The sequence below is a fragment of the Pseudomonas sp. SIMBA_068 genome, assembly GCF_046534705.1.
GTDB lineage: Bacteria > Pseudomonadota > Gammaproteobacteria > Pseudomonadales > Pseudomonadaceae > Aquipseudomonas > Aquipseudomonas putida.
The window spans coordinates 38,853-51,951 of the sequence record NZ_JAWRYI010000007.1; the positions used below are offsets into that span (position 1 = coordinate 38,853).

Consider the following 13,099-nt stretch of genomic DNA (forward strand, 5'->3'; position numbering starts at 1 on the left):
TTCGCCACCATAGCCCAGCTTCGCCCGGAGTGAACAGAACCAGCTACTCGTTTACCAAGCGTTGCAGCACGCCCCCTTCATGGTGCGCCAGGATCCGCAGCAGCTGGTCGACCAGCGCCCGGTCCGGGGCATCCAGGTGGAAGTGGTGCCCGCCGGGGTGCCAGGAAACCTTGGCATGGCTGGGCAAGGCTGCCTGACGCCGGGTAAAAGCCTCGCCGGTGAATGCCCCTTGACGGCCGAACAGCAGGTACAGCGGGCAGCGGATCTGGTTGAGCAGGTCGCATGCGTCGCGCTCGGTCAGCGGCATGGGTTCGGGCAACACCAGCCGCGGGTCGTGGCGCCAGCAATAGCCATCGCCCAGTTGCAGCAGGTCGCGCAACGCCAGCAGCCGTGCGGCACCTTCCGACAGTTCGGTGTCAAGGCGCTCGCGCCGTTGCGCCAGGGCGGTGTCAAGGTCGTCGAAGCGGCCGACGTCCGGCTCGGCAAAGCCCGGCAGCTGGCTGCGCTGGACCATACGTTTGAGCCGGTAGGCCCGCGCCAGGTGCTGCACGCGGTCATCCTCGGCCACCGTGAACGGGGCACCCATGCCGTCGAGGAAGGTCATGCTGGCAATGCCACTGGTCATGGCCGCCAGTAGCGACGCCACACCGGTGCCCATGCCATGGGCCAGCACATGGAATTGCGCCAGGCCCAGGCTGTCGGTCACCGCCAGCATGTCTTCGGCATGCTCCCACAGGTAATAGCCACTGTCGCGGCGGCGATGGTCCGAACGGCCATGGCCGACCAGGTCGGGGGCCACCACAAAGCAACCGTCCAGCATCGGTGCCAGGCGTTCGAACGAGGCAGCGTTATCCAGCCAGCCATGCAAGGCCAGTACGGGAATACCGTCTTCGGCGCCCCAGGTGCGGACCGCTATTTCAATACCATCGAGGTCGAGCAGGTGATCTTTCGGACTGCACAGCGAACGCATTGCAATTCTCCTTGGCTGAAGCCTGCAACATGACCTGCCTCACCCTCTCGCAGATGCTCCCTCGCTGCCAGCCCCCCACCGACCCGCGCATACGCAGGACCGACCGCGGCCAACAACTATCTACCGCACCCCGACGCCTTGATCAGCGTGGACTATCTCCTTCCACAAAAGAGATGGTGACCATGACAACCCCGACACCGTTACATCAAAGCCAGATAACCCGATCGTTACCGAAATGGAGCAAGGCGCTCCAACCCACGCATACACGCAAAGTGGTGCAGAGCCTGTACAAGGAGTACCTCGATGAAGATGGCGCCCCTTACTCGTGGTATGCCACTGCCGATGGGCCAATGCGTGAGCAGTTGCACAACGCGTTGCAAACCCGTAACAAACGGCTGGCGCAAGTCAAAAAGGCGCTAGGCGAGTTCAAGGACATCATCGCGTTCTGCGGCCCTCTGTTGACCGAGCGGTTGAAGCTGAATGTGCCTGTAGACAGGGCGCAGTATGTGTTCCAGCCCTTTGAGTCAGAGGCCAACATCTGGGTCGGCGTTCCCGATGTGGAAACGCCTTTGGTACCGGACGTGGAAGCGGACGTGCTGGCCACCCGCCCCGTAGGCCAGCCGCAAACACGCAGCTTGCTGGAGGCTGCCCTGCACAACTTCGAAGGGCTGGACGAAGTCGGCCCCTACAGCAGGCTCACCAACGCCGCTGCCAGCGACACGCCCCTGGCAGGCCTGACGATGGCGGACTTCGTCAGGCATTGTCGGGCGCTGGACCTTGGCAAACGCTATCAAGACCATTTGCTTGCAACCCATGAAGGCGCCAATCGCGCTGAAATCCAGCGCCTGTCGATTGCAGCGAACCGTGAGGCCTTGAGGGTCCAGGCATTGATCGCCAAACTCAAAGGCCTGCTGAGCCAGGCCGGGCTCGATGCACTTGGGCAACTGTGCGACGGCAACCCTCACCCCACCTATGAAAACGAGGCGTTGCATTGTTGGCACTTCAACCTGTTCGATATACCCGTCCACGAAATACTGTTCATCGGGCCAGACAACCCTTATCGCAAGAACCCCTGCATTGTGTATGTCCCTGGCGACAACGAGCACCCGGTAAGGGAGTTCGCTTCTCGTCAGGAGGCGGGCAAGCACCTGCGCAGCCGGCTATTGCAAAGCGAGTTTCGCCGCGCCTTGGTGCATTTCGCCTACAAGGACAGGCAAAAAGAACTCGCCGTAAAACTGGAAATCGCGCTGTTCGAAGAGGATGAAGCGGGCACACGCAAACCCCGCATCATGCCAGTGATCCCTTTTACGCTCTCGCCCATCAGGACCGACCCTTGGACGTCCCTGTACAACGCACACCTTGCGCGCATGAAGGCCGACGCAAAAACCATCGCTGTGCCTACCGCCGAAGTCGACGCCAACGCCCGCAACGAGCGTCTGAAATACTGGTTCGACCTGGGGATGAACGTGCTGAATGTCGCCGCGTTCTTCGTGCCGGGTTTGAACACGGTCATGCTAGGCGTTTTTGCTTACGACCTGATGAGCTCTGTTTTCACCGGGTTCGAGGCCTGGGAGGCAGGTGATACCCGGCAGGCACTGGCGCAGTTGGAATCGCTGGCCATCAACGCGGGCGTGATCGCCGGCTTTGCAGTGGGCACCAGGATCGTCCAGGCGTCCGGCTTTGTCGATGCACTGAAAAGTGTATGGCATGAAGACAAGGAGGTGCTCTGGCACCCCGACATGAAACCCTATGCGAGCACGGCGGCTATTCCTGAGGGGGCTCCACCCGATTTGCTCGGCCATGTACACGTCGATGGGAAGACCTACCTGAAGCTGGATGGGACCCTGTACGAGGTGTTTCAGGGCGCTGATCAGCAATGGCGCGTGCGCCACCCCGATGACGCGCAGGCCTATGCCCCACGCTTGCTGCATCATGGTAACGGCCGCTGGCAACTGGCCCATGAACAGCCTCTGGAATGGGACCGCGAACAGCTTGCGCGCCGCCTCGGCAGCCATAGCGCAGGCCTGGACGACAGCGAACTGGACCATGCCATGCGCACTACCGGTACCGATCCAGACGTGCTGCGCCGCACCCAGGCAGCGGGCCTGCGTCCACCCGCTTTGTTGATCGACACGCTGCAGCGGTTGCAACTGGACAATCAGGCACAACAGATCATCAACTGCGTACTCCATGGGTTGCCGCTGGCTGCGTACAAGAACTTCGCCTTGCCTGAGTTGCTGCGCCTGCCGGGGTGGCCCGAGGGGAACGTGCTCAAGGTTTACCAAGGGCCAGAACCGTGGGGCGAATCTGTGCGCTACGGCCCCCCGCACACGCTGGGCCAAGTGGAAATCGAAATTACCCGTACCGACCTGGACAATGGCCAATTGAGCCAGACCGTGCTGGATCAGATGGATGAACAAGCCATCGGGCATTTGCTCGGTGACACACCAGCCGAGCACCGATCGTCCGCACTGAACAACAAGCTTGCGCAACACCTGGAACAGCATCGCGAGGCGCTGTTCGAGAGCCTGCAACAAAGACACCGTCCCACACGCCCAGCAACCGCACAAACCCTCGCCCGGCAGTTTCCCGGGCTGCCGGACAGCGCGCTTGAAGCATTGCTTGGCAACATCAGCAACGCCGAACGGCAACGCCTGACAAACGGGCGGGTGCCGCTTCGCATTGCCGAGGAAGCGCGCCTTCTGCAAGCTCGAGTGCGGCTTGACCGCGCCATCCTCGGTATTTTCAGGCCCAGCCTGGCCAACGACGACAGCCTGCGCCTGCAACAGGCGCTGCAAGCCGAACACCCGCAGGCTGACCCTGCCCAGTTGCTGGAACTCGCCCTCGGCGATCGCCAGCACTGCGCCTCACTGCTCGGCCAGCAACCCATCAACCCCAGGTTCCGCTCCCCTTTGCGGTTGGCCAACGGCCAGCTGGGCTATCCCCTGAGCGGCCGAGGCCTGCAAGGACGAGCCTTGCCGGCTGCACGTCGACTCCGGACGCTCTACCCCGAACTCAGCACCGAGCAAATCAGTGGGCTACAAGCCGAACTGGCTCGAGGAGGCGACCTGGGTAGTGCGATCAACCAGCTGGAGGTCGAGCAGCGTACCCTCAACCGAGATCTCAACCGCTGGGTAAGCACCGCCCGCACCCTTGAAGAGCGCTTTGATCGCCAGCAATGCACCGAGCGGCTGATGAGTGCTTCCCGCCGTGAAGGCGGCGCGCAAGCCGAAACACTGGTACTGGACCGTATGCAGCTCGAAGCGCTACCCGCTTTCACTGCACGCATGCCGCATATTCGCAATCTCAGGCTCGAGGGGCTGCAGATGCGGCGCCTGGAGGGCAGCTTCCTGACGAACTTCCCTAACCTGGAAACCCTGGACATCGTCGGCAACCCGGACATCGATGCCGAAACATTGTTCGAGGCGCTCAGGTCAGCACCGCGACTACGCGAGCTGGGCCTGACAGACAATGGCCTGACCACCCTTTCACCCACCGCCCAACAGGCCATCGGAGCAATGCCCGGCTTGCGACTCCTGTGGCTCAGCCGCAACCGGCTGCAACTCGACACCACCAGTTTGGGCTTCCTGACGCGCTTGCCCCTGGATGCCCTCGGCCTGGCCCACAATCAAATCACCCTCGACGAAAGCCTTGCCGCCCAGTTTCAGGACATGATCCACCCCGTACTACTGCACTTATCAGGCAACCCACTGCACCTGGCACCCGACCTACGCTTCATGGCCCGTCTTGTCCACCTGGAGCTTGAGCGTTGCGAACTGCAGCAGTGGCCCGACAGCCTGACCGTCCTGATGAGCCAGCCCCAGTACCAACTGCGCTATCTGAACCTGTCGTCCAACCGCATTCGTACCCTGCCAGACTTGCCTGGTGTGCTGCGTACCCCGTTTGCCCGCGATGTCGCCGCACACTTGCCGGAGCGCCGCTGGTTGTTCAACTACAACACCCTGGAAGCCCAGACACGTGCACGCTTGGGCAGCAGCGGCGTCAACGTCTTCGAACACGCAGAAGACGTGCCACTGTGGCAAGGCGTTTTCCGTGGCGAGGCGAGCAATGCCGAGGAGCAGCTGTGGAGCGACCTGTTCGACCAAGGTGAAAACGCAGCGCTGCTGGGCGTACTCGAACGTCTTGCCCAGTCGGCAGAAGCGCAGCGTGATGGCGAGGCCCTGAGGGCGCGCGTCTGGAAGCTGCTGGATGACGCTGCCCACGACACCGTGCTGCGTGAGCGCCTCGCCACCGTGGCCGGCGACTTCCCACCAACCTGTGGCGACGCGGGTGCCGACGCTTTCAGTGCCTTGGAGATAGAAGTGTTGGCCCACGAATCTGCAGCCGTCGCCGGCAGTCGGCCGGCTGATCTACTGAGCCTGTATGGCAAGCTGTATCGACGCAGTCAGGTCAATCAACTGGCCGATCGCATCAGCTGGAGAAGGTCCTTGCGCAAACAGGCGCTGATCGACGGGGCCTTCGATGAAAACCTCCCCCCCTACGATGAGCTCGACGACCCCTCAGCCTTTCCGGACAGCGAACTTCAAACGGGGCTGGTGGACGATGTGGAGGTACGTTTGGCCTTGCGCCAGTCGTTGGCCAACGCGCTGGACTACCCTGAGCCGAGCCGAGGCATGCTGTACCGCAATACGGCCAGAATCAACGACACAATCATCGAAAGGGTGAAAACTGCGGTCCTTTCCCTGGACAGGGATGCCATCGCTCGGGAGCAGTGGTTGACCCAGCAGCCGGGCTGGATCGAGTACTTGAAACGAGAGCATGCGGCCCAGTTCAGCCTGATCACCGACTTTTGGCGGCCAGGCCTTGACTACCTCTATTACTGCCTGGATGAAACCGCCGAACCGGTGACATCCCTGGACAGCTCGGTGCGACGAGCCTTGGCCAGGGTCATGCCTGAAAGGCCGGTGGATGCTGACGGCAGGTTACGTCGCGTGGTGCTCAACGAGCAGCAGTATCGCCAGGGCGTGGACGCGCTGACTGCCGAGCAGCAGCAGGTTGAAACCGGTCTGCTGACCAGCCTCACCCGCCAGACGCAAACAATCGGCCGCTGACCCCATTCACTGCCCGCGCAGGTCTTCGAAGAAGGCCTGCCTGCCATCCACCTGGCTCGACGCCCTTGGGGCAGCGGCCGCATCACCATTGGCGGGCTCGACATGCCAGTAGCAGTGCTGCACCGCACGGGTCACCGCCACGTAGGCCAGGCGCTGCACTTCTTCCTTCTGCGCCGTATCGAACGGTTGGGCATCCCCGGCCTTGCCCAGACCGGCCTGGCGGTACACCTGGTTCTTGTAGGGCGAGCTGGTCAGGTACTGGCAGTCGCCCAGCATGAACACCGCATCGGCCTGCAAGCCTTTGGCACTGTGGTAGGTCAACTGACGCAGCCGGCGCTGCTCGGCCGGCAACGCCGCCTCGGCATGCAGCACGCTTTGCAGGTGGTCGTTCATCAAGGCCCTGTCGCTGCCCTTGCGGTACAGCATCATGACCGTCTCACCCCGTTGGTAGTGCTCGATCAGCGTTTCACCCAAGGCTGCCTCGTCACGGTCGAACACCTTGACCGCAGAGCCCGGCAATTCGGCTGCCGGGCCACTGGCGCGGGCTTTCTTGCCGGCAATCGCCGGGGTGCCTTTGACCAGGTGCTCGGCCGCGTCGATCACCTGCTGCTGGCAACGGTAGTTGTCGACCAGCATCACCCGCGTGTTGGCCGGCGACGGGAAGGCTTTGGTGAATTCCATGAAGTACTTGGGCGAACTGCCCCGCCAGCCATAGATCGACTGCCAGTCGTCACCCACGCACAGCAGCGACGAATGCTGGGCATGGCGCCCGGTGTGCATGGTCGGGCCACGTCGGCGGATTTCAGCAAGGCTGGCGCGCAGCCAGCTGACGATCTGCGGCGACACGTCCTGGAACTCGTCGATCATCAGGTGCGCCAGAGGCCGCAACAACGGGTCGGGCAGCAGTTGCAGGTTTTCCGGGTTGTTCTCGCTGAACAGGGCGAACATGCGGTTGTAGCTCATCACCGGCGGCGACTGGTCCAGCAAGTGTGCTTCCAGGGCCTTCCAGTACAGGGCCAGGGCCTCGAAAAACAAGGCATCGCTGTCGCCGGACGGGAAGCTCATCGCCGCCACCGCGTTGTTCACGTCCAGGCCAAGGTTCTCGATGAAGTTGGCCGCGCCGACAAAGGCGTCCAGCAACGGCGCCGGTGCCAGTTCGCCCTTGACCTTGTACTCGAACCCCGGGCCGGCCACGGCATCGCCAGCCAACGAGGCCGCCAGGCGCCGGGCCATGGCATAGTTGTCGAGCCAGATCAGCGGCCGGTCGCAGAAGGCCTGCAACAGGGTTCGTTTTACCGCCCACTCGGCACGCACCGCCAATTTGGCGCCGGGGCGCTGGTACTGCGCGCTTTCAGCCGGGTCGAAGCCAAGCACCACCAACGGCCCCTGGCCAGCCAGGCGGCCATGCACATGGAAGCGGCTGCCACGGATGTCGACAGTTTCGCGGCAAGGCTCGATGCCCTTGATCGGCCAGGCGCCGGCGGCGAACCACAGGTCCTCGATTACGTCGCACAGTTCTTCGTCGCGCTGGGCGGCCAACTGGGTCACCTGTGCGCGCTTCTGCACGTCAGGGTTGTTCGGGTCCAGTGGTTTCAGTTGCAAGGCTTCGCTGCGCAACAAGCCGACCAGCTCGGCAAAACGCGGGCTCTCACCCAGCACGCTGCTATAGCACTGGTTCAGTTGCTGGCGCTGGGCATCGTTCAGGCGCAGGTCGAACGGGTTGCTGTCGGCCTCGGCCTCACGCCCTGCAGGCATCTCGTTGCCCAACGTCTCGAAGGCGCGCACCTGGCCGAAGCCCGGCAGGCTGCGTACCAGCGGCAGGATGCGCGAATGGAAGGTACGCACCAGCTCGCGAGCCTGCACCGGTTGCAGGCTGATCTGCCACAGGGCGAATACCTGCACCAGGCGCTTGATGAAGTCTTTGCGCGACTCGCGGGTGAACGTGACCACGGTCATCGCGTCCAGCTCGTAACCCAGATAATGGCGCAGCAGCAGGATGCGCAACACCAGCGACGTGGACTTGCCTGCCCCGGCGCCGGCCACCACACAGGTGGACGGGGTGTCACTGAAGATCAGCTTCCACTGCGCGGCGCTGGGTTGCGCCTCGGCGGGCAGGCGCTGGGCGACGTCGGCTTTGAAGCGCTTTTTCAGCTCGGCTGTCAACGGCAGGCGCCAGTCGTCGAACAGGTTGTCGTCCTGACCGGGCACGGCAGCGATGTCAGGCCGGGTATCGCGGATCACCAGCACCTGGCGCCCGGCTTCGTAACCCTCCACCCGCCCGCGGTCGAACCCTTCACGAACGCCATCGGCGTGGCCACTTCGCTGGCCGGTGGCGTGGCCGAGGAACCAGGAGTCACGGTGCTGGGCTTGCAGACGGGTCAGGCCACGCCCCAGCAGGCGGGCGACCAGGCGCCGAAACCAGGGCAATTGCGCGGGAGGGGTAAGGTCGGCGGGGGCCTGGGGTTGCTCGTGGGCCACGGTCACTCCGTTGAAAAACAAAAACAGCTGGCATGTTCGCCGCATCGACGGAAAATCGCCAGCGAATGCTTGCAGATCAGTGGATTAGGCGATGAAGCGAATAAAGCATGCCAGCAATTGATATCGAACAATATGATTGTTTTAAGCCGATATTTACGCTTATTTTCGATGTTTCTTTAGCGCATCATGGCGTCATTCCACTGATTCAAGGAGCACGACCATGCTGCAACTGCGACCCTTTGAAGGCCTCGGCCACGCCAACCACGGCTGGCTCGATGCCCACCACCATTTCTCATTCGCCGAATACTACGACCCGGCGCGCATGCACTGGGGCAACCTGCGGGTATGGAACGACGACCTGATCGCAGCTGGCAACGGCTTCCCGCCGCACCCGCACCGCGACATGGAAATCATCACCTATGTGCGTGAAGGCGCGATCAGCCACCAGGACAGCCTGGGTAACAAAGGCCGTACCGAAGCCGGTGACGTGCAGGTGATGAGCGCCGGTACCGGTATCGTGCACAGCGAGTACAACCTGGAAGACGTCGATACGCGTATTTTCCAGATCTGGATCGTGCCGGAGCGCACGGGTGAAGCACCGCAGTGGGGCAGCCGGCCGTTTCCCAAAGGCGAACGTGGCGAAGGCTTCGTGACCCTGGCCAGCGGCCGTGCCGGTGATGAAGACAGCCTGCAGATTCGCACCGATGCCCGCCTGGTGGCCGCCACCTTGCGTGCAGGTGAAACCGCCGAGTACCGCTTCGATGCCGCCCGCAGGGGTTACCTGGTGCCGGCCAAGGGGCTGGTGGACGTCAACGGGCTGCGGGCCAAGGCACGGGACGGTGTGGCGATCGAGCAGGAAGACGTGCTGCGGGTGACCGCCATCGAGGACAGCGAGATCGTGCTGGTGGATGTGGCCTGATGGATCGGGCCGGTGCAGGCTGCCTTGCAATACCTGTACTGGCCTCATCGCCGGCAAGCCAGCTCCCACAGGGACCGCACAGGTTTCGGGCCCACGCCATATTTGTGGGAGCCGCCTTGTGTCACGAGAGCGGCGCGCAACGCACCCGACTGTCGACAAGCACCTCCCAATCCCGCTGAACATTGGCGCCATCGGCCACCCTGCACTAGCGTTGTGCTACCAGCCAGCCCCAACGTTCATGCGGAGCCCTCACCCATCATGCCGGACCTGCGCCCGAACCCGACGCTGCGCCTGGAGCACCGTGCTGACCAGCCGATTCACCACGCCTTCCTCGAGCAGGCCGGCCGCTGCCCGGATGCCACCGCCATCCTTGCCCGGCACACCAGCTGCAGCTATGCCCAACTGGCGCAGATAAGCCAGGGCATTGCCGCGTATCTGGTAGAAAACGCTGCCAGTGGCGCCGATCGTGTGGTCATCGTCGCCAGCCGCAGCGCCGCCCTGGTGTACGCCATGCTCGGCTGCCTGCGTGCCGGCCTGGCCTTTACCGTGGCCGACGCTGCATACCCTCCCGCGCGCATCGGGCAGATCATCAGTACACTGGCGCCTACGGTCGTCCTGCGCTGTGGTGATGCATCCCTCGACGCCTCCGGCCCCATTGTGGTTACGGTGCCGGAAGCCCCCGCCGAGGCACTGCAAGCCTTTCCCTGGCAACAGGTCGCGCTGCCCAGCGTCAACCCCGAGCAACCGGCGTACATCACCTTCACCTCGGGCAGCACCGGTGAACCCAAGGGTATCGTTACTCACCACGCGCCCCTGGTGCACTTCATCGACTGGCATGTGCGCCAGCATGGCTTTACCCAGGCTGATACTTTCTCCCTGCTTTCCGGTCTGGGCCACGACCCGGTGTACCGCGACGTGTTCACGCCTCTTTCGATTGGCGCGACCATCGCCTGCCCCGCCCAGCCGACCCTGATCGACCCGTCACAGCTGGCAGGCTGGATTCAACAGCACGGCGTGAGCGTAATCCACCTCACCCCGCCGCTGGGCAAGCTGATCGAGACCGGCGCACACATTAATGGCCAGCTACTCGATCAACTGCGCTATCTGTTCTGGGGAGGCGATGCGCTCAGCCCGGCGCTGTACCAGCAGATCCGCGCCATTGCGCCCCATGCCGTCAATGTGAACTTCTACGGCACCACCGAAACGCCACAAGCCATGGCCTTCCATACCCTCGACCCTGATTCGGACAGTGCCCGGGTGCCCTTGGGCAAAGGCATCGCCAATGCGCAGTTGCTGGTGGTCGACTCGACCAACCAGCTGGTCAGCGCGGGCGAAACCGGTGAAATCCTGATCCGCAGCCCCTATCTGTCCCAGGGTTACTGGGGCGACCCGGCGCTGACCGAGGCCAAGTTCATCGTCAACCCGTTCACCGGGGACGCAGGCGACCGCTGTTACCGCACCGGTGACCTGGGCACCTACCTGGCCGATGGCAGCGCCAGTTTCCTGGGGCGCGGTGACAGCCAGGTGAAAATCCGTGGCCACCGCATCGAGCTGGCGGAAATCGAGAACGCCATCACCCGTCACCCCCACATCGGCCAATGCGTGGTCGTGGCCAACCACGACAGCGCGTCGATCCGGCTGGTGGCCTATTGCGTTGGTCAAAAGCCCACCAGCGCCGATGAACTGCGCCAGGCGCTCGCCGGCCAGCTGCCGGACTACATGGTGCCAGCGCTGTTCATGTTCCTCGAGGCCCTGCCGCTCACCCCTAACGGCAAAGTGGACAAACGCGCCTTGCCTGCGCCATTTGACGACAGCGCCAGCCTTCCCTTGTCCCCCTTGGCGGAAAAACTGAGCACGGCCTGGGCGCGCATCCTCCAGGTGCCGCGCCTGGACGCCAGGTTGAGCTTTGTCGAACTGGGCGGCGACTCGCTGTCGTTCGTGCAAGCCTCGCGGGTGCTGGAGGAGCTGATCGGCCACCTGCCACAGCGCTGGGAAACGCTGCCGGTGTGCCAGCTGGCCGAGCTGAATGCGCCGCCGAAAAGCGCGTGGCGGGTGATGGAGATGCCGGTGTTCGTGCGGATGCTGGCCATCGTCCTGATCGTGGTCGGCCACCTCAGCGAGTTCGACCATTGGTTGATCGTTGGCGAAACGTCGGTGCTGTTCCTGGTCTCCGGCATCAGCCTGGCGCGGTTCCAGCTCAAAGCCATCGAAGAGCGTGGCGATGCGCGCACGCTGCTCAGGTCGCTGGCGGCCATCGTGGTGCCCACCCTGTTGTACACCGCGCTGATCCAGCTGGTGTTCGACCGGTTGCACTGGCAATCGCTGCTGCTGGTGTCCAACTGGTTCCCGGCCAGCGAGGTCAGCCTGTTCAATTACTGGTACATCGAAGTGCTGGTACAGATGATCCTGATCATCGGTGTGGTGCTGTCCATCAGGCGCGTGCGCCAGGCCGTCCTCGCCGACCCGTTCCGCTGCCTGATCATTGCGGCCTGTGCGCTGGTGGCCCTGGATGTGCTGCTCAGCCGCTTCGTGTTCGACGCCAGTGCGCTGCTCAACCGGGTACCGCAGCACTTTCTGGCGGTCATGGTGCTGGGCATGGCCGTGCACCATGCCGATACCACCGCGCGCAAGTGGGTGGCCAGCGCGGTGGCCGTGCTGGTGGTCGGCGAGCTGGACCTGATGGCGGTTGCCGGCGTTGGCTGGGAGGCTTTCTTGCGTTATATCGATATCGCCCTGCCGGCGATGCTGGCCCTTATCTGGTTCCGCTCGGTGCCAGTGCCCGCCCTGGTAGCACGGGGAGGTGCGGTCATTGCATCGTCAACCTTGTTCATCTACCTGACGCATTTCCAGTTCCAGTCGCTGGCGAACCATGTTTTCAGGCACCCGCTGTTCGAGGTCGCCCTGGCACTGGCGGGAGGGGTACTGGTGGGTTACTGCTGGAACACCCTGTTGCGTCTGCTGTTTACGCGATGGAACAAGCAAAACCAGGCGCGTGGAGCCGATGCGGCCGAGCGTGCTACCTCTGCTTGAGCTGACTTGCTGGCAATGGCGCTGTGATTGCAAACCCTGAAACACTCTGCCTAAAATGCGAACCATTAACATTTGTAAACATTTTCAGGCGGCATGGATGAGCATCCCGGATATAGCTTTTACTTCTCAAGTCAGCCAGCTATACCGCGCCCAGAGCAAATGGTTGCATAACTGGCTGAAACCGCGGGTGAACTGCAGCCACTTGGCAGCAGACATCGTCCAGGATGTGTTCGTGCGTGTGATGTCTGCAGCCGACGCCGCCGCAAGGCTGGACGCCGTGCGCGAACCCAAAGGCTACCTGGCAACCATTGCTCGCCGCCTGATGATCGATCACCTGCGCCGGGTGCACCTGGAAAGGGCCTGGCTTCAGGTGCTCGCCGAGCAACCCGAAGCACTGGATATCTCACCTGAGCAACGTGTGGCCTTGCTGCAAACCTTGTTCGAACTCGACGCCATGCTAGCTTCGCTCGGGCCCAAGGTACGTGAAGCATTTTTGCTTTCGCAGATCGACGGCATGCCCTACAAGCACATCGCCATCCAGTTGGGTGTTTCCGAAGTCAGCGTGCGCCGCTACATTGCCAAGGCCGCCGAGCACTGCATGATCTACAGCCTTGACCATGGCCACTGAGC

Annotated in this window: 6 protein-coding genes; 4 read left to right on the forward strand and 2 right to left on the reverse strand. The window is 63.0% G+C overall.

The features are described from left to right. Nucleotides 1-43: 43 nt before the first annotated feature. Nucleotides 44-970, reverse strand: coding sequence for an alpha/beta fold hydrolase (locus SB756_RS17085; RefSeq protein WP_016500352.1), 927 nt, complete (start codon nt 968-970; stop codon nt 44-46). A 275-nt stretch (nt 971-1,245) separates the two neighbouring features. Between SB756_RS17085 and SB756_RS17090 the strand changes: the two genes are divergently transcribed. Then, the gene (locus tag SB756_RS17090) at nt 1,246-6,042 is read left to right on the forward strand and encodes an NEL-type E3 ubiquitin ligase domain-containing protein (protein WP_410911201.1); all 4,797 of its coding nucleotides are present in this window, start codon (nt 1,246-1,248) and stop codon (nt 6,040-6,042) included. Nucleotides 6,043-6,048: 6 nt separating this feature from the next. On the opposite strand, the gene SB756_RS17095 is transcribed toward SB756_RS17090, so the two are convergent. Continuing rightward, nucleotides 6,049-8,565 (reverse strand): UvrD-helicase domain-containing protein, encoded by a 2,517-nt coding sequence (locus tag SB756_RS17095; RefSeq protein WP_410911202.1) that lies wholly within the window; start codon nt 8,563-8,565, stop codon nt 6,049-6,051. A gap of 175 nt (nt 8,566-8,740) precedes the next feature. Here SB756_RS17095 and SB756_RS17100 point away from each other — a divergent pair, with 175 nt between their 5' ends. The 3 genes from SB756_RS17100 to SB756_RS17110 all read left to right on the forward strand — a co-directional run bounded on the left by SB756_RS17100 (nt 8,741) and on the right by SB756_RS17110 (nt 13,097). Next, complete coding sequence (locus SB756_RS17100; RefSeq protein WP_049275402.1) at nt 8,741-9,439, forward strand: pirin family protein; 699 nt, start codon at nt 8,741-8,743, stop codon at nt 9,437-9,439. A 258-nt stretch (nt 9,440-9,697) separates the two neighbouring features. Further along, on the forward strand, nt 9,698-12,469 hold the full coding sequence (locus tag SB756_RS17105; RefSeq protein WP_410911203.1) for an amino acid adenylation domain-containing protein: 2,772 nt from the start codon (nt 9,698-9,700) through the stop codon (nt 12,467-12,469). A gap of 97 nt (nt 12,470-12,566) precedes the next feature. Next, entirely contained in the window at nt 12,567-13,097 is a 531-nt protein-coding gene (locus tag SB756_RS17110; RefSeq protein ID WP_410911204.1) for a sigma-70 family RNA polymerase sigma factor, read from the forward strand. Nucleotides 13,098-13,099: the final 2 nt, after the last annotated feature.

Coding starts and splice junctions, on each gene's coding strand:
- SB756_RS17085 (WP_016500352.1), bottom strand. CDS start 970: ATGCGTTCGCTGTGCAGTCCGAAAGATCACCTGCTCGACCTCGATGGT.
- SB756_RS17095 (WP_410911202.1), bottom strand. CDS start 8,565: ATGCGGCGAACATGCCAGCTGTTTTTGTTTTTCAACGGAGTGACCGTG.
- SB756_RS17100 (WP_049275402.1), top strand. CDS start 8,741: ATGCTGCAACTGCGACCCTTTGAAGGCCTCGGCCACGCCAACCACGGC.
- SB756_RS17105 (WP_410911203.1), top strand. CDS start 9,698: ATGCCGGACCTGCGCCCGAACCCGACGCTGCGCCTGGAGCACCGTGCT.
- SB756_RS17110 (WP_410911204.1), top strand. CDS start 12,567: ATGAGCATCCCGGATATAGCTTTTACTTCTCAAGTCAGCCAGCTATAC.